Here is a 16,796-nt window from a genome sequence, read left to right on the forward strand (position 1 = left end):
CCAAACGCGGAGCCAGCAATCGTGCCTATTGCAGAGGTTCTCCCAAATCCGCCTAACTTTCTTGATGAGGTTGTCATGGAATTGCCACGCTCTACACTAAGCTCACGGGGAGGCGGAGCTTGGATGGCGGTGATATCGGCAGTTTTTTTGGCGTGTTCGGCGGTCGTTTATACGGCCGGCCTCGTGTACCAGAAAGGTCCCGTCACTGCCGAGGCTATTATTTATCTAGTGGTTATCATCATGCTCGGCTGGGCGCCCATACATATGTGGCGCTTGGATATGGAAGCTCCTGTTGATGAGCCTATACGGTTCAACAGGGCTCGGCGCCGGATTTATGTATATCGCTTTCGCTATAATGGTTTCAAACCTCTCAGTCGTGAGGCTTGGGGGGTCTCTGCCGAGGAATACGATTGGGACCACCTGCGAGCTGAGTTTTGTAGCGTATACGGTCCTATGGGAACAGGGGGGTTGGTGCAGTTCGTCAATCTTGCGGTCGTTGATCCCAGTACGGGGAAAGTCCTTGACCGCTTCATTTTTAGCCAAGGCCGTCAGCAAAGTGAAATGTACTGGGCCATGGCCCAACTCTACATGCAGCAAGGCCCCGAAGCTGTTCCGAAATTCGCCAAACCACCACGCGATTGGAATAACGAAACTCACTTCGAGAACATTGCTCGTCGTTTTGCTCCGAGGGTGAAATGGCCTGAGTCCATGGATCTTGAATCCAGGACTGCCCCTTGATGCTTCAAATGGTTACGCCAAAATAGCGTCGTGAATGAAAAAAACTTTTAAAATAATTCGATATTAGTAGCGGGTTGCCAATGTTTAGCGATGGTAAAGATAGCCTGCAATCACGCCCGTTTGGATGGGAGTATGATTTGTCAGGACCCAATGAGGAGTCTGTAGCGCAACCGCACGCCTCGCTGCTTTCTCCACCGAATCACCTTGATGAAATTTATATGGAACTACCTCGCGCTACCTTGCAGGCTAGGGGCCTTGGCGTTTGGTTGGTTATATGCGTTTGTCCGACTATGATTTTTGTGATCATAGATACCTTGGGAGGAGGGAGTGCGCTACCATTCGGATTAATACACTTATTTTTCTTGGCTATTTCTGCGGTCGGCTTTTGCATGTTGGGTTATATTTGGCGCATGGATATGGAGGCGCCGGTTGATGAGCCAATTCGATTCAACAGGCTTCGCCGTAAAATATATGTTTACCACTTCCGCCACAGCGGGCTCAACTTCTTCAGTCGTACCAAGTGGGGCGTTTTTCCAAAGGCCTACGACTGGGACATGCTCCGTGCAGAGTACTGTAGCGTTTATGGCCCAATGGGTACAGGGGGGCTTGCTCAATTTGTTAATTTGGCGGTTGTGGATCCAGGGACCGGGAAAGTTATTGATCGCCTGCTCTTTGCGCATGGCAGGCTGAAAGGCGAAATGTACTGGGCCATGGCCCAGCTCTACATGCAGCAAGGCCCCGAAGCCGTACCCAAGTTCGACAGACCCCCTCGCGATTGGAACAACGAAGTCCACTTCGAAAACATCGCCCGGCGCTTTGCCCCCAAGGTGAAGTGGCCTGAGGCGATGGACCTCGAATCGCGCACTCCCCCATAGGGGCAAGCCAACCCTCACCTCAACAAATGCACCACCTTGCCAATCGCGCTCAACACATCCTTGCCCAACTGCGCCGAGCGCTTCCCGCTCCAGCCGGTCACCTCGTTGGGCGCGTCGTCGTGATCCTTGAACGGCATCTCCAGAGTCATCGCCAGGCAATCGAATCGCGCGCCTACCGAGTTGCAGGCCAGGGTCATGTTGGCCTGGCCCGGTTCATCCAGGGTGTAGCCGTGCAGGGTCTGGAAGTCCGGGGTCTGTGCCTGCAGTACCTGGCGGAAGGTCAGTTCCAGGTCGGCGATGCGTGGGGTGTAGCCAGGGTTGCCTTCGCAGGCGGCGGTGAACACGTGGGGGATGGCTTCGTCGCCGTGGGCGTCGATGAACAGGTCGACGCCGTATTTGTCCATCTGCTGCTGGGCGAAGAAGACTTCCGGGGTGTATTCGGCGCTGGAGTCCTGCCAGGCGCGGTTGAGGTCCTTGCCCATGGCGTTGGTGCGCAGGTGGCCATGGAAGGCGCCGTCGGGGTTCATGTGCGGGATGAGGTAAATGTCGGCGACGGCGAGCAGGGCGTTGAGCTCCTTGTCGTCGGTCTGCTGCAGGCGCTCGATGATGCCCTCGATGAACCATTCGGCCATGTGTTCGCCGGGGTGTTGCTGGGCGATCAGCCAGATCTTGCGTTTGCCGGGAGCGCCGTCGCCTTTGCGCAGCAGCGGGATTTCGCGGCCTTCGGCGCTCTTGCGGACGGCGATCAGCTGCATGCCGGCCAGGTTGAGGGCCTGTTCCACCAGCCAATCGTGGCGTTCGCGGCTGTAGGGTTCGAAGTAGGCGAACCAGATCTGCTGCTGGGTCGGCTCGAGGCCGAAGCGCAGGGCGCTGCCATCGTACTGGCTGGGCACGCGGAACCAGACTTTCTGATCGTAGGACGCAACCGCGTGGTAACCGTGCCAGGCATCGTTGTAGGAGGACTGCCCGGCGTTTTCCAGGACGAAGTCATGGCGCTCGCCGAGGCTGAGGTTGGCGACCTTGAAGTGAAACCACTGGAAATGGTCACTGTGGGTGTCGGGGCGAATCGCCAGGCGCACGTGGCGAGGATCGCTCGCGTCGATGACCTGGATGTTGCCGCTGTCGAAGTCGGCGCTGATGTTGAGCATGGGCCGGGTCACGGTCATGATCTGGTTACCCTGTAAAGTTTTTGTCGTAATACTTTACACCTAACCCGGCAGTGGTTTCCCGTTCGCTTTAAACAGGCGTGCACACGGAGGCGCGGATGGGCTTCCGTTTGGCAATATTTGTTTGCTAGTATGCGCGCCAGCCAAAGCGCACCCTCTTCATTAGCCTGAAGACCAAAAAAAAGACCCGGTAAAAAACCGGGTCAAAAACCGTGATTAGCCTGATGAGGAGATAATCTGGAAGTCCGACCAAGGTCTTCCGGATTATCCAACCGATCTCGCGATCAGTTGCCTCAATAATAATCGTTATCATTTGCATGTCAAATGTTTTCTGCGCGCCTGCGTCAGGGCATTTGTGTGTAAATGTGCCATCGTCCGCACCTGCCCAGGTGCCTGGCTTACCAGACTGGCTTACCCAAGCGGCAGTTCCGTGGTGCGTTTGACCTCGCTCATGGCGATGTTCGAATGCGCCTCCTGCACGTGGGGCTTCTGCAGCAGGTGGTCGCGCAGAAAGCGCTCGTAACTGCCGATATCCCGCGCCACCACCTTGAGCATGTAGTCCATGCCGCCCGCCATGGTGTAGCACTCCAGTACCTCCGCGTAACCGGTGATGGCCTCCTCGAACTCGGCAAGGTTGCGCCGCCCGTGGCTCGACAGCTTGACGTTGACGAACACAGTCATGCTCAGGCCCAGCTTCTGCGGACTGAGCAGGGCGACCTTGCGTTCGATCAGGCCTTCTTCCTGCAAGCGATGGATGCGCCGCCAGCAGGGCGACTGTGATAGCTCGACGCGCTCGGCGACGTCGGCCGCCGAGAGGTCGGCGTTGTGTTGCAGCAAGGCGAGGATACGCCGGTCGATGGGGCTCAGCGGGTTGTGCATGAATAGGTCCGTCTTGTCGTTATGGGTCATGCTTTCATGCAGATTATCAGCTGTGCCCGCACGATGTATTCAGGTGCTCGTCTCAAGCTCGATCAACACGCTGCCCTCGGTGACCCGCTCGCCGGGCTCGGCGGCGATGCGTTTGATGACCCCGGCGTGGGGTGCGCGCAGGCTGTGTTCCATCTTCATGGCCTCGAGCACTACCAGTAGCGCACCGGCTTCCACTGGCTGGCCTGGCTCGACGGCCACGCGCACGACGCAGGCGTTCATTGGCGCGCTCAAGCCGCCTTGCGCCACCGGAGCGCTGCTGGCCGCGGCGATCGGGTCGAACAGTTGCACGGCCAGCCACTCGCCTTGCCATTTGACGAACAGGCGCTCGCCGCGTCGATGGCTGGGCAAGGGCGGGGCGGGCGTTCCTGCTTCGATACTCGAGGGTTCGAAGCTCAAGGCGTGCTGCTGGGCGCCGCAGGTCAGGTGCAAGCGCACCCGGGCCGGCAGGCCGGCCCGCCATCCGTCGACCCGTGACCAGGGTTCCTCGCTGCTCGGCGACCCCGGCAGCCACGCGCGCGCGGCGCCTTGCCAGAAGGCTGGCGGCAAGGGTGTCGGGGCCGGCAGCAGCTCGGCCTGATGGCGTTCGATAAAGCCGGTGTCCAGGTGCGCTGCGGCGAATGCCGGATGGCCGATGATGCGCCGCAGGAATGCCAGGTTGGTGCGCACGCCGCCCACGGCGAACTCGTCGAGCATGGCCAGCAGCCGCAGGCGTGCCTGCTCGCGGTCTTCACCCCAGGCGATAAGCTTGCCCAGCATCGGGTCATAGAACGGCGATACCTGATCGCCCTCGACCACGCCGCTGTCGACCCGGCGCCCGGGCCCCGGCGTCGACTCGCGGTACAGCGCCAGCGGGCCGGTGGCCGGTAGAAAGTCGTGGGCCGGGTCCTCGGCGTACAGGCGCACCTCGATGGCGTGGCCGTGCAGGGGCACCTCGCCCTGGGTGATGGGCAGCGCCTCGCCACGGGCGACGCGGATCTGCCAGGCGACCAGGTCCAGGCCGGTGATGGCTTCGGTGACCGGGTGCTCGACCTGCAGCCGGGTGTTCATCTCCATGAAGAAGAACTGGCCGCTGGCATCCAGCAGAAACTCCACGGTTCCGGCGCCGACGTAGCCGACCGCCTGGGCCGCGCGCACGGCGGCCTCGCCCATGCGCCGGCGCAGCTCGGGCGCAAGGCCCGGCGCGGGAGCTTCTTCGACCACCTTTTGGTGGCGGCGCTGGATCGAGCAGTCGCGCTCGTTGAGGTACAGGCAATGACCGTGGCGGTCGGCGAATACCTGGATTTCCACATGGCGTGGGCTCAGCAGGTACTTCTCCACCAGCATGTGCGCGTCGCCGAAGGCCGCGTGCGCTTCGCGCTGGGCCGAGGCGAGGGCTTCGGCCAGCTCGTCCGGGCTCTGTACCACTTTCATGCCCTTACCACCGCCGCCCGCAGCGGCCTTGAGCAGCACGGGGTAGCCGATGCGCTCGGCGGCGGCGGCGAAGGTGGCCAGCGCCTGATCGGCACCGTGGTAGCCGGGCACCAGGGGTACGCCGGCGACCTCCATCAATGCCTTGGCGGCGGACTTGCTGCCCATGGCGTCGATCGCGGCCGCAGGTGGGCCGATGAACACCAATCCGGCGGCCTCGACGGCGCGGGCGAAGTCGGCGTTCTCGGAGAGAAAGCCGTAGCCGGGATGAATCGCCTGGGCACCGCTGGCCTGGGCGGCGGCGATGATCGCCGGGATGTTCAGGTAGCTGTCCTGCGCGCTCTCGCCGCCCAGGTCGACGCGGGCGTCGGCCAGTTGGCAATGCTGCGCGCCCCGGTCGATGCGGCTGTGCACGGCGACGCTGGCCAGGCCCATGGCCTTGGCGGTGCGCAGGATGCGGCAGGCGATTTCGCCGCGGTTGGCCACCAGCAGGCTGTGCAGGGCGGTCATGATGGGTCCTCCACAATGAGCTGCCAGTGCGCTGGGCGTTTTTCCAGGAACGCCCGCAGGCCTTCCTGGCCTTCGCTGCTGACGCGAATGCGGGCGATGGCGTTCTCGCAGTAGCGGCGCAGCGCCGGGCTCAGTTCGCCGGGGCCGACTTCGCGCAGCAGCTCCTTGCCGGCGCGCAGGGCCTGCGGGCTGTTGCCCAGCAGCTGGTCGACCCAGTGCTGCACCCGGCCTGCCAGCTCGTCGGCCGCGCAGACTTCGGCCAGCAGGCCGAGCTCGCGCGCCTGCTCGCCATTGAAACGCTCGGCGGTGAGCAGGTAGCGGCGGGCGGCGCGCTCGCCGATGGCCTGGACCACGAACGGGCTGATCACCGCCGGGGTCAGGCCGATGCGCACTTCGGACAGGCAGAACTGCGCGTCCTGGGTGCCGATGGCCATGTCGCAGCAGGCCACCAGGCCCAGGCCGCCACCGAATGCCGCGCCCTGTACCACGGCCAGGGTCGGGACCTTCAGGCGCGCCAGGTTGTACATCAGTTCGGCCAGCTCGCGGGCGTCGTCCAGGTTGGTCTGGAAATCCAGCTCGGCGGCCTGGCGCATCCAGGCCAGGTCCGCGCCGGCGCTGAAGTGCCGGCCACGCCCGCGCAGGATTGCGAAGCGCAGCGCCGGGTTAGCGTTGATCTGGTCGAGGGCGATGATCAGTTCGCGAATCATCTGCGCATTGAAGGCGTTGTGGGTTTCGGCACGGTCGAGCCACAGGGTGGCGAAGCCGCGCGGGTCGAGCTCGAGTTGCAGGGTGCTGAACGTGCTGCTGGGAGCGGTCATGGGCATCACATCCGGAAGACGCCGAAGCGGGTCGCTTCGATCGGGGCATTCAACGCGGCGCTCAGCGCCAGGGCCAGCACGTCGCGGGTCTGCGCCGGGTCGATGACGCCGTCGTCCCACAGCCGCGCGCTGGAATACCAGGGGTGCGCCTGGCGCTCGTACTGCTCCAGGATCGGCTGCCTGAGGGCGGCTTCCCGGGCGCTGTCGAAGGCCTGGCCGGCCCGTTCGCTCTGCTCGCGCTTGACCTGTACCAGCACGCCGGCGGCCTGTTCGGCGCCCATCACGCCGATCCGCGCGTTGGGCCACATCCACAAGAAGCGCGGGTCGTAGGCGCGCCCGCACATGCCGTAGTTGCCGGCGCCGAAGCTGGCGCCGATGATCACCGTGAATTTCGGCACCTGGGCGCAAGCCACGGCGGTGACCAGCTTGGCGCCGTGCTTGGCGATGCCGCCGGCCTCGTATTTCTGCCCGACCATGAAGCCGGTGATGTTCTGTAGGAACAGCAGCGGGATGCCGCGCTGGCAGGCCAGCTCGATGAAGTGCGCGCCTTTCTGCGCGGCCTCGGCGAAGAGGATGCCGTTGTTGCCGAGAATGGCGATCGGCATGCCTTGCAGATGGGCGAAGCCGCAGACCAGCGTGGTGCCGAACAGCGCCTTGAATTCGTCCAGCCGCGAATCGTCGACCAGCCGTGCAATCACTTCGCGCACGTCGAAGGGCTGGCGTGCATCGCCGGGGATCACCCCGTACAGCTCGTCGCTGGGGTAGCGCGGCGGCAGGGCCGGCTGGCGCCGCAGTTGCTCGGGCTTGTGCCAATTGAGGTTGGCCACGCAGCGCCGGGCGATGGCCAGGGCGTGGGCGTCGTCTTCGGCCAGGTGGTCGGCCACCCCCGAGGTGCGGCAGTGCAGGTCGGCGCCGCCGAGGTCTTCGGCGCTGACCACTTCGCCAGTCGCCGCCTTGACCAGTGGCGGGCCGGCCAGAAAGATAGTCGCCTGGGCGCGGACCATGATGGTTTCGTCGGACATCGCCGGCACGTAGGCGCCGCCTGCGGTGCACGAGCCCATCACCACGGCGATCTGGGGGATGCCGCGGGCGCTGAGGTTGGCCTGGTTGAAGAAGATCCGTCCGAAGTGTTCGCGGTCGGGGAAGACCTCCTCCTGGCGCGGCAGGTTGGCGCCGCCGGAATCCACCAGGTACACGCAGGGCAGACGGTTTTCCAGGGCGATGGCCTGGGCGCGCAGGTGCTTCTTCACGGTCAGCGGGTAGTACGAGCCGCCTTTGACCGTGGCATCGTTGGCCACCACCATGCACTGCACGCCTTCGATACTGCCGATGCCGGCGACCAGGCCGGCGGCCGGGACTTCTTCGCCGTACACCTCATGAGCGGCCAGTGCGCCGATTTCCAGGAACGCCGAGCCCGGGTCGAGCAGTTGCTCGATGCGCTCGCGCACCAGCAATTTACCCTTGGCGCGATGGCGCTGCTGGGCCTGCTCGCCGCCGCCCTCGGCGACCCTGGCGAGCAGTTCGCGCAGGGCATGGACCTGCTCGAGCATGCGCTGGCGGTTGTCGGCAAACTCGCCGCTGCGCGGGTTCAGGCGTGACTGAAGCACGGTCATGGCGGTTCCTCAGCGGGTTTCGTTGAACAATTCGCGGCCGATCAACATGCGCCGGATCTCGCTGGTGCCGGCACCGATCTCGTACAGCTTGGCGTCGCGCAGCAACCGGCCGGCAGGGAATTCGTTGATGTAGCCATTCCCGCCCAGGATCTGAATCGCCTCCAGGGCCATCTGCGTGGCGCGTTCGGCGCTGTAGAGGATGACCCCGGCGGCGTCCTTGCGCGTGGTCTCGCCGCGCTCGCAGGCCTGGGCCACGGCGTACAGGTAGGCGCGGCTGGCGTTTAGCTGGGTGTACATATCGGCGACCTTGCCCTGGATCAGCTGGAACTCGCCGATGCTCTGGCCGAACTGCTGGCGGTCATGGATGTAGGGCAGCACCAGGTCCAGGCAGGCCTGCATGATGCCGGTAGGGCCGCCGGCCAGCACCACGCGCTCGTAGTCCAGGCCGCTCATCAGCACTTTGACCCCGCCGTTGAGGCCGCCCAGCAGGTTTTCGGCTGGCACCTGGACGTCGTCGAAGAACAGCTCGCAGGTATTGGAGCCACGCATGCCGAGCTTGTCGAACTTGTTGCCGCGGGTGAAGCCCGGGCTGTCGCGTTCGACGATGAAGGCGCTGATGCCGTGGGCGCCGCGGTCGGGCTCGGTCTTGGCGTAGATGACGTAGGTGTCGGCGTCCGGGCCGTTGGTGATCCAGGTCTTGCTGCCGTTGAGTACGAAGCGGTCGCCACGCTGCTCGGCGCGCAATTTCATGGAGACCACGTCGGAGCCGGCGTTGGGCTCGCTCATGGCCAGTGCACCGACCTGCTCGCCGCTGATCAGGCCGGGCAGGTACTTGAGCTTCTGCTCATGGCTGCCGTTGCGGTTGATCTGGTTGACGCAGAGATTGGAATGGGCGCCATAGGACAGCGCCACCGAGGCCGAGCCGCGGCTGATCTCCTCCATGGCTACCACATGCGCCAGGTACCCCAGGCCGGCGCCGCCGTAGGCTTCGGGCACGGTAATGCCGAGCAGGCCCATCTCGCCGAACTGGCGCCACAGGTCGCTGGGGAACAGGTTGTCGCGATCGATCTGGGCGGCGCGCGGTGCGATGCGGTCGGCCACGAAGGCCTGGACCTGGTCGCGCAGCATGTCGATGGTTTCGCCCAGGGCGAAATTGAGGGAGGGGTAGCGCATGGGGCACCTGAATTGTAGTTATGGGCGGTGGCTTACCTTTACGTTAACGTAATGCTGCGGGTGAGGGGTTGTCAAGTTGGGTGAGGGAGGGGGAATGGGAGAGGCAAACCGGAACCGGAACCCCAGACAGCACCAAGGGGAGCCTGGGCTCCCCTTGGAAAGATTGCTGCGCGTGCTCTTTTTTTATTATTGAGGGGCGGACTGTTCTTGTTGTTGTCGACCGTGACCCTGTGTAGCGGTAGTGTGCGACCCCCAGTCGGGGGTCAAGAGCAAACGTATTTTTTTGAACGCTGACCTGCTTTCATCCACTGATCCAACCGATTCGGACGCTACCTCGGGGTAGTTTTATTGTTCTCTGTCCGGTTGCGAGGGGCGACCCTCTGAAAAGCAAACCTTCTTCAAAAAAATCTGTTAGCTGCGCCTCTGTCGCGTTTGTTCTTGTTATGTCAGAGCCGTTTCGTCTTATTTTTATTAGGTGTTCTACATTTTTTATTCTTGTTGTACCAAAGCTATAGCAGCGCCCGTGCCAACTTTTCAAAAATCCTTGTAAATCAATGCTTTGGTTATTTTGTTCGGTGCGACATCGGGTCGCAGCGCGCTGATCTGTTTCCGTGTTACCCGTTTGGGGCCTGCGACAAATCAGCGCGGTAACACTATGTGTCAGAGAGCGTTACCGTGCAAGGCCTGGCCGACGCGTGACCCGTTGCGCCGCTCCAGCACGGCACTAATGCGTTGTCCGGCTGCTGCGAGCAGGGGCAGGTCGATGCCGGTATGGATGCCCAGGCCGTGCAGCAGGTAGACCAGGTCTTCGCTGGCCAGGTTGCCCGTGGCCCCCTTGGCATAGGGGCAACCGCCCAGCCCGGCGACCGAGCTGTCGAACACGGCAATGCCCTCCAGCAGGCTGGCATAGACGTTCGCCAGCGCCTGGCCGTAGGTGTCGTGGAAGTGCCCGGCCAGCTGCGCGCGTGGCACGCGGCGGGCCACCACCTCGAGCAGGTGGCGAGTGCTGCCAGCGGTGCCGACGCCGATGGTGTCGCCCAGCGAGATCTCGTAGCAGCCCATGTCGTACAGTTGCCCGGCCACGGCGGCCACCTGTTGCGGGTCGATTTCGCCCTCGTATGGGCAGCCCAGCACGCAGGACACGTAGCCGCGCACGGCCACGCCCTGGGCGCGGGCGGCGTGCAGCACCGGCTCGAAGCGCTGCAGGCTGGCGGCGATCGAGCAGTTGATATTGCGCTGGGAAAAGGCCTCGGAAGCCGCGGCGAACACCGCCACCTCGCGCACGCCTGCCGCCATGGCCTGTTCGAAGCCTTGCAGGTTGGGGGTCAGCGCACTGTAGGTGACGCCGGGGGCGCGGCGGATGGCGGCGAACACCTCGGCCGAGCCGGCCATCTGCGGCACCCAGCGCGGCGAGACGAAACTGCCCACTTCAATGGCGCCCAGGCCGGCATCACCCAGGTCGTCGACCAGGCGTACCTTGTCCGCCACGGCAATGACCCGGGCTTCGTTCTGCAGGCCATCACGGGGCCCTACCTCGACCAAGCGTACGTGCGCGGGAAGATTCATCAGGGCACCTCAAGAGGTTGTGCGCCGGGGTTGCCCTGGGCCAGCGCTTGCTGGCAACGCTCCTCGGCGGTGTCGAGCTCCAGCTGCATCTGCTGGATATCGAGCAATTGCTGCTGCAGCTGCCCGCGCCGCTCGGCGATCTTCTCCAGCATGCTGGTCAGCTGGCGATGGTTGCCACCGGCCGGGTCGTACAGGCTGATCAACTCCTTGCATTCGGCCAGCGAGAAGCCGATGCGCTTGCCGCGCAAAATCAGCTTGAGGGTGACCTTGTCGCGGGCGCTGTAAATGCGCTCCTGACCACGGCGCTGTGGCGCCAGCAGGCCTTGCTCTTCATAGAAGCGGATGGCGCGGGTGGTGATGTCCAGTTCCCGGGACAGGTCGGAAATGCTGTAGGTCAGGCTCATGATCGGCTCGCAGGGGCTGTTGCCCCCTAAGCTAGGTCTGCTTGACGTTAACGTCAAGCGGCTACATAGATAACGCCTGCCGGGCACCGATGAGCGCTGCAATAGCGGCCTCTGCGCCGTTGCGCGCTCGACATGGAAGTGACCCCGATGAACGCCCACTCGCCCGGCGATGCCCGCAACCCTGCCTATCACCTGCTGTTCGGCAGCCTGTCCATGGACCTCGAAGCGCATTGGCGCGAGGCCGCGCTGAGTCGTCAGCGGGCCTTACTGCAGGCGTTGCTCGACCGCGACCCGACGTCAATCGACCACCTGCGTACCGCGCAACGGCAGCTGCGTGCCGCCGATGTTGCGGCTCGGGCGGCCGCGCGGCAGTTGTTGGCGCTGCCCACACTGTGGCAGATCGTCGGGGTCGGCCATCCGGCGTTCGACAGCCTGGTTGCAGCGCGCGGCCAGGGCCTGCTGGCGGAGGCGCGGATGCAGGCCGCCCTGGGCCTGCTGGACAGCACCGCGCTGAGCCGGGTCGAGGCCTGGGTCGCGGGTACCTTGCGCGAACATGACCAGGTCTACCAGGTGGCGCACAGCCGCGACGGCAGGCGCGAGTACCTGCAGGGCGTGCTGGTGTTGTCATCGAGCCAGGCAGATGCCCCGGCCTTGTTGTATTGGCCCGGCAGCAGCGGCGGCCTGCAGGTGTTCGACGCCGGCGCCGCCTTGCGCGAGGCGTTGCAGCACGGCGATGCCGAGTTGCTGCTGTTGCCGCTGGCGGCCAACCATTTCGCCAACAGCGTGCGCGCGCAGTGGCAGGAGGTGCAGGCGCGCGCCTCGGCAATCCAGCGTGGCGAGCGCTGGTACGACGACGCCCCCAGCCGCCAGGAGTCTTTGGAGCGCCTGCGCCTGGAGGCCGGCGAAGACTTTGCCGTCGGCCTGCAGCCGGCGCGCACCCGCGCCTTGGCGCAGACCCTGGAAGAAGTGCGCAGCGGTCTGCTGGCCGAAGCCGTGCCGAGCTGGTGGTGGCAGCTGCCGCTGGTCGACCGTGCCGCCATGGGGGAAACCCTGAGCGCCTATGTCAAGGCGCAACGCGAGAGCGAGGCGCTGCTGCAACGCGACCTGCCCGCGCGCGCGCAGCTGGTGCGGCGCTTGATCGATGGCCGCCTCATCGAGGCCTTTGACGCCGTTGGCGTTTGGCAGGTGGAGCTGGACCTGCCCCGCGAGGTCACCTTCGACAAGCAGCCCATCGCCGGTTCCGGGGCGCCCGGGGTGCCAGTGCGGCGGTTACCGCGGCCGAGCACCGAGCGCGAGCGCCTGAGCCTCGATCAGTTCGCCCTGGAAGGCGTGGACGATGCCATGAAGCTGCGTCTGGACTATTTGCAGCTGTCGGTCGAAGCCAGCGACGATGCCACCCGCCAGGCACTGAACAAGGGCATCGACAAAGCCTGGCTGGTAGCCACCGTCGAGCAGCTGGACGTCGCCCAGGCTTATGAAGATGCCTTGGTCAATGCATTTCTGGCCATGCCTGGGGAAGATACCGAGGCCGCGCGCAAGCGGCGCGCCTGCATCGCCGCACCCTGGCTGCACCGCCTGCAGTGGCAGGCGTCCAGTGCCCTGGCGCGCGGGCTGATAGAGGAGCAGGGCTGGCAGATGGTGCACTGCGCGCTGCACGGCCAGACCCCCGCTGACTGGCAACCGGACGGCTGGCAGCTGACGATGTGCACGGCCACGCTCAGCTCCGGTTCATGGGCCGGGCTGGACCAGGACAGCGTTGGCCTGGCGGGTGTCATGCTGCTGCAGGAGCGCCAGTCCGGGGTAACGGTGCTGTATCAACCGGATGCGCCCGACGGCCGCGATTTCATCCAGTACGCCACGCTCGACGCGGCCTGCCAGGGCCTGGCGCAGATGGCCGTGAACAGCCGACACCTGGACTACCTGGCAGGTCGCCCGGTGGAGGGCGAGCCGACGGCCCATGCCGGCTATCTGCGTGAGGCGCAGCGCAACAACTTCGCCAACTTCATCAAACCCGGCCCGGCCTGGCCGGCGACCACCTCGCTGGCTCAGCACCAGGCCAATGTCCATATGGGCCGACTGCTGCGCAGCCACCGCTCGACCTCGCGCTCGCAGGCCCAATCGTATCTGCAAGAGGCGGCCGTTCAGCACGGCGCGGTGTTCGACTACGTCAGGATCGCCCTGGGCCTGGTGCCCTTCGTGGGCGTGGCGGTCAGCGTGCATGACGGCTGGAACAGCGCCAATGCCGCCGTCGCGGCGTTTCTCGCAGGCCGTCCGGGCGAGGGTCTGGACCATATCGAGTCGCTGCTGCTGAGCGTCATCGATGCCGGCATGGACGTGGCGCCAGGGGTGGTCGCCGGGCGCCCGCTGCGGGCGCGTTTGCGCGCGCGACTGCGCCAGCAACGGCACAACGTAGCCGCCGTGCAGCGCGCCGACCAACCGGCGCTGTCACGTTTTCACGGGTATGAAAGCACGGTCAACCTCAAGGGGCTGGCGCCGGGCACGCTGGGCCGTTACCGCGGCATCTACCGCCATGCCGACGGCGATTTCATCTTCCAGGACGGCCGAACCTGTCGCGTGCAATGGGATGAAGGCCGGGCCTTGTGGCGTCTGGCGGCGACCTCGCACAAGGGCTACCGGCAGGCCCTGGCCCTGGATGACGGCGGCCAGTGGACCACCTACGGCGCGCTCCATGGCCAGCTGGTGCCCGGCGGCGCTGGTGGCGGTGCAGCGCTGGGGCGCATGGCCGAGGAGGGTTGGTTGGGGCTGGCCGGCTGGCTGCGGCGCCGGCTGCTGGGCGCCGAAACCGAAGCGGCCCGGGCCAGCCGCCTGCACGCCGAGCTCACTCGCCATCTGGCCTTGCAGGACAGTATCGTCACCCGCCTGGAGCGCGCCCGCCAGCAGCTCGCCGGCGCGCGGCAGTCGGCATCGGCGCTGGCCGAGCTGGTGGGCGCACGCCAGGCGGCGCTGCGCTTCTATCAGCAGCTGGTCGATAAATCGTTGGCGGCGGTGGGCAACGCGCGGGCCAGCGCGCAGTTCGCCCACAGCTTTGGCGCAGCAGTGGACAACGTCATCGTCCAGGCGCGGGTCATGCGCATCCATCTGGGCAACGAGCTGAGCGATGCGGTCGAGCGCATGCGCGCGCAGATCCCCGACGTCGAGCTGCCCGCCAGCCAGGCGCGGGCGGCACAACGGCGGCTGTATCAGGCCATCGAGCAGGTGCATCAGGCGTCGCGGGCCGCCTTGGACAATCGCCAAGCCTTCGAGGCCTGGGTCGCTACGTTGCGCAGCCAGCGCCATGCCCAGCCGCAGCTGGGCAGACTGGACGCGCTGCTGGCTGAGTCGGCGACGGCGCTGGACTACCAGACCGCGCACATGGGCGTTCTGAGCACCGTGATCATGGATGCGCATATCGGCAACAGTCCCGCCTCGCGGCTGGTCATGGAAGTCTACATGCCGCTGCGCAAGGCGTTCATTCGCGCGTCCATCGCCTATCGCGAGCTGAAGTCGGGGCTGGTCGTGGTATCGCTCAACGAGCGCCATCGCCTGCTGGAGGACATCTTGCGTCAGTTGCGCCGGTTCGAAGCCAACCAGATGCATCTGCTCGAGACGGCGGCGGGGGATTTTCACCGCGCTTACTGGTTGGAGCTGCAAGGGCTGAACAGCGAGCTGATGGCCGCCATCGGTGAAGAGTTGGCGACCCTTGAGAACAGCCTGACCCGCATGAGCGCGAACAAGGCCGCCAGCCGCCCGGGCAAGGCCAGTAGCAAGCGGCTGTTCGAAACGGTCGACGACAGCCTGCTGGTGGGCCGCGCGCGGCGCGGCGACGACGGCGCACAGCTGATCGACATCGCCGACCCGGTGTCGGGACAGGTCATCGACACCTTCAGCCAGAGCCCTTCGGGGCGCTGGCAAGTGCTCCATGGCGCTGGCGCAGCGACCACCTTCAGCGCCGCAGACCTGCCCGGGTTGATCGACGGCGCGCGCACGGCCCTGGACGATCTGCCGGGGCTGGTGCGTCGGGTCGAGCGTCTGGCCGAGAGCGCGCATGTGCACGAGCCTCGCGACCTGCAGCATATGCTCGACAGCCACGCCGAGCAGCTGCGCACCTACGCCCGCCAGTTGCAGCGTTTCGCCAGCCAGTCCACCGAGGCGCTGGTGCGGCAGTTGCAGGAGCGCGCCGAGCACCTGCTGGGAGAAGGCCGGCGCATCCGCCTGAGCCAGACCAAACGCGCGCTGCCCACCGGCAGCCGCTTGAGCTACTTGATCGAGCACCAGCAGGCGCAGATCCAACGGGTCGGTCCGCGCATCGGGTTGCGCAATGCACGCGGGCGCATCGTCGATTACCTGCAGGAGTATGTGGTGCTCGACACGGCCAGCCGGCAACCGATCTGGTACGCACACTTTCACTATCCGCGGGCCGAGGGCGGCTTTGCCGACTACAGCCGGGCGCACCTCAAGACCGTGGCCCAGCGCAAGCAGGGGCGCACCTCGCAGATGCTGCAGGAACAGAGCGGGCAGAGCGTGACGCCGATCTGGCGCGAACAGCTGCTGGAGCCCCACGTTTCCTTGTTCGCCGCTGCCGACTAACGGGGGGACGGGTCGCTGGCGCGGCGGTTCTCGTCGGCGGTCACCGCCTGGCACAGCTCGATCATCTGCTCGCGCATCCAGCGGTTGGCCGGGTCCTGGTCGGTGCTTTCGTGCCAGAACAGGTGGGTCTCCACCGCCGGCACGTCGTGCACCGGCAGGGCCACGTAGGACAGCGCGTTGCGCCGGGCGAAGCGCTCGGGCACGGTCATCACCATGTCGGTCTGCTGCAGCACCTGTGAGGCCATCAGATAATGCTGCGAGCGCAGCGCGATACGCCGCTGCAGGCCCAGCTTGCCCAGGGCCAGGTCGATGTGGCCAAGGCCGCCGCGCCGGCTGGAGATGTGGATGTGGGTCAGGCCCAGGTACTCGTCCAGGCTCAGCGCGTCCTTGAACAGCGGGTGACCGGCGCGCATGGCGCAGACGTAGCGATCTTCCATCAGCTTGACGTGGCGCACCTGCGGGTCAGTGTTGAGCGGCGCGTCGACGGCAAAATCCAGGCGCCCGGCGGCCAGGTCCATGGTGGTTTCGCGGCGCTTGCTGAGGAAGCTCTCGATCACCACCTTGGGCGCCAGGCGGCGCAGGCGCTGGAACAGCGGCGGCAGAATGACCGCCTCGGTAAGGTCGGTCATGCTGATGCGAAAGGTCTTGCCGGCCTGCAGCGGGTTGAAGATGCGGCTTTCCTGCACCGACACACGCAGCAGCGCCAGCGCGCTGCGCACCGGGCCGATGATGTTCTGCGCCATGGGGGTCGGCACCATGCCTTGAGCGGTGCGCACGAACAGCGGGTCGTTGAAGGTTTCGCGCAGCCGCGACAGGGCGTTGGACACCGCCGGCTGGGTGATGCCGACGATCTGCCCGGCGCGGGTCAGGTTGGCTTCGGTGTAGATGGCATCGAAGACGATGAACAGGTTGAGGTCGACCTTGCTCAGGTTCATGGCGAGTTCCGCAGCGGCTGATTCAGGGGTTCTATATGAGTTATGAATGTTCATACACGTTGAGAATAGGTTAG

General features: G+C 65.2%; 12 protein-coding genes. 3 read left to right on the plus strand and 9 right to left on the minus strand.

Annotation, left to right across the window (positions count from 1 at the left end; translation table 11 throughout):
• The first annotated feature begins 75 nt into the window (after positions 1-75).
• A complete protein-coding gene (locus SFA35_RS09160) occupies positions 76-738 on the plus strand; it encodes a DUF6708 domain-containing protein (RefSeq protein WP_320577483.1) in 663 nt (220 codons plus the stop codon).
• A gap of 389 nt (positions 739-1,127) precedes the next feature.
• Positions 1,128-1,613: a DUF6708 domain-containing protein gene (locus SFA35_RS09165; protein WP_320577485.1), complete on the plus strand. Its 486-nt coding sequence runs from the start codon at positions 1,128-1,130 to the stop codon at positions 1,611-1,613.
• Positions 1,614-1,627: 14 nt separating this feature from the next.
• Here the strand turns inward: SFA35_RS09165 and SFA35_RS09170 are convergent, their stop codons facing one another.
• The 8 genes from SFA35_RS09170 to SFA35_RS09205 form a co-directional block, all read right to left on the minus strand.
• Positions 1,628-2,779, minus strand: coding sequence for a M14-type cytosolic carboxypeptidase (locus SFA35_RS09170; RefSeq protein ID WP_320577487.1), 1,152 nt, complete (start codon positions 2,777-2,779; stop codon positions 1,628-1,630).
• Positions 2,780-3,190: 411 nt separating this feature from the next.
• Complete coding sequence (locus tag SFA35_RS09175) at positions 3,191-3,658, minus strand: Lrp/AsnC family transcriptional regulator (RefSeq protein WP_320577489.1); 468 nt, start codon at positions 3,656-3,658, stop codon at positions 3,191-3,193.
• A 69-nt stretch (positions 3,659-3,727) separates the two neighbouring features.
• Positions 3,728-5,626: an acetyl/propionyl/methylcrotonyl-CoA carboxylase subunit alpha gene (locus SFA35_RS09180; protein WP_320577491.1), complete on the minus strand. Its 1,899-nt coding sequence runs from the start codon at positions 5,624-5,626 to the stop codon at positions 3,728-3,730.
• Positions 5,623-6,444 carry a gamma-carboxygeranoyl-CoA hydratase gene (locus SFA35_RS09185; RefSeq protein ID WP_320577493.1) on the minus strand — a complete coding sequence of 274 codons (822 nt, stop codon included), beginning with the start codon at positions 6,442-6,444 and terminating at the stop codon, positions 5,623-5,625. Before SFA35_RS09185 ends, SFA35_RS09180 begins: the two co-directional genes overlap by 4 nt.
• 5 nt (positions 6,445-6,449) lie before the next feature.
• The gene (locus SFA35_RS09190; protein WP_320577495.1) at positions 6,450-8,057 is read right to left on the minus strand and encodes a carboxyl transferase domain-containing protein; all 1,608 of its coding nucleotides are present in this window, start codon (positions 8,055-8,057) and stop codon (positions 6,450-6,452) included.
• A gap of 9 nt (positions 8,058-8,066) precedes the next feature.
• The gene (locus tag SFA35_RS09195; RefSeq protein WP_320577497.1) at positions 8,067-9,230 is read right to left on the minus strand and encodes an isovaleryl-CoA dehydrogenase; all 1,164 of its coding nucleotides are present in this window, start codon (positions 9,228-9,230) and stop codon (positions 8,067-8,069) included.
• Positions 9,231-9,890: 660 nt separating this feature from the next.
• Positions 9,891-10,796, minus strand: coding sequence for a hydroxymethylglutaryl-CoA lyase (locus SFA35_RS09200; RefSeq protein WP_320577500.1), 906 nt, complete (start codon positions 10,794-10,796; stop codon positions 9,891-9,893).
• Positions 10,796-11,200, minus strand: coding sequence for a MerR family DNA-binding transcriptional regulator (locus tag SFA35_RS09205; RefSeq protein ID WP_320577502.1), 405 nt, complete (start codon positions 11,198-11,200; stop codon positions 10,796-10,798). Before SFA35_RS09205 ends, SFA35_RS09200 begins: the two co-directional genes overlap by 1 nt.
• Before the next feature lie 147 nt (positions 11,201-11,347).
• Between SFA35_RS09205 and SFA35_RS09210 the strand changes: the two genes are divergently transcribed.
• Positions 11,348-15,787 (plus strand): dermonecrotic toxin domain-containing protein, encoded by a 4,440-nt coding sequence (locus SFA35_RS09210; RefSeq protein ID WP_320577504.1) that lies wholly within the window; start codon positions 11,348-11,350, stop codon positions 15,785-15,787.
• Here the strand turns inward: SFA35_RS09210 and SFA35_RS09215 are convergent.
• On the minus strand, positions 15,784-16,722 hold the full coding sequence (locus SFA35_RS09215) for a LysR family transcriptional regulator (RefSeq protein ID WP_320577507.1): 939 nt from the start codon (positions 16,720-16,722) through the stop codon (positions 15,784-15,786). The genes SFA35_RS09210 and SFA35_RS09215 overlap by 4 nt on opposite strands.
• Between the last annotated feature and the right edge of the window lie 74 nt (positions 16,723-16,796).

The organism is Pseudomonas sp. HR96 (assembly GCF_034059295.1).
GTDB lineage: Bacteria > Pseudomonadota > Gammaproteobacteria > Pseudomonadales > Pseudomonadaceae > Aquipseudomonas.

Excerpts from the sequence above, each read along its gene's own strand:
- SFA35_RS09160 (WP_320577483.1), top strand. The coding sequence starts at position 76 with ATGGAATTGCCACGCTCTACACTAAGCTCACGGGGAGGCGGAGCTTGG.
- SFA35_RS09165 (WP_320577485.1), top strand. The coding sequence starts at position 1,128 with ATGTTGGGTTATATTTGGCGCATGGATATGGAGGCGCCGGTTGATGAG.
- SFA35_RS09170 (WP_320577487.1), bottom strand. The coding sequence starts at position 2,779 with ATGACCGTGACCCGGCCCATGCTCAACATCAGCGCCGACTTCGACAGC.
- SFA35_RS09175 (WP_320577489.1), bottom strand. The coding sequence starts at position 3,658 with ATGCACAACCCGCTGAGCCCCATCGACCGGCGTATCCTCGCCTTGCTG.
- SFA35_RS09180 (WP_320577491.1), bottom strand. The coding sequence starts at position 5,626 with ATGACCGCCCTGCACAGCCTGCTGGTGGCCAACCGCGGCGAAATCGCC.
- SFA35_RS09185 (WP_320577493.1), bottom strand. The coding sequence starts at position 6,444 with ATGACCGCTCCCAGCAGCACGTTCAGCACCCTGCAACTCGAGCTCGAC.
- SFA35_RS09190 (WP_320577495.1), bottom strand. The coding sequence starts at position 8,057 with ATGACCGTGCTTCAGTCACGCCTGAACCCGCGCAGCGGCGAGTTTGCC.
- SFA35_RS09195 (WP_320577497.1), bottom strand. The coding sequence starts at position 9,230 with ATGCGCTACCCCTCCCTCAATTTCGCCCTGGGCGAAACCATCGACATG.
- SFA35_RS09200 (WP_320577500.1), bottom strand. The coding sequence starts at position 10,796 with ATGAATCTTCCCGCGCACGTACGCTTGGTCGAGGTAGGGCCCCGTGAT.
- SFA35_RS09205 (WP_320577502.1), bottom strand. The coding sequence starts at position 11,200 with ATGAGCCTGACCTACAGCATTTCCGACCTGTCCCGGGAACTGGACATC.
- SFA35_RS09210 (WP_320577504.1), top strand. The coding sequence starts at position 11,348 with ATGAACGCCCACTCGCCCGGCGATGCCCGCAACCCTGCCTATCACCTG.
- SFA35_RS09215 (WP_320577507.1), bottom strand. The coding sequence starts at position 16,722 with ATGAACCTGAGCAAGGTCGACCTCAACCTGTTCATCGTCTTCGATGCC.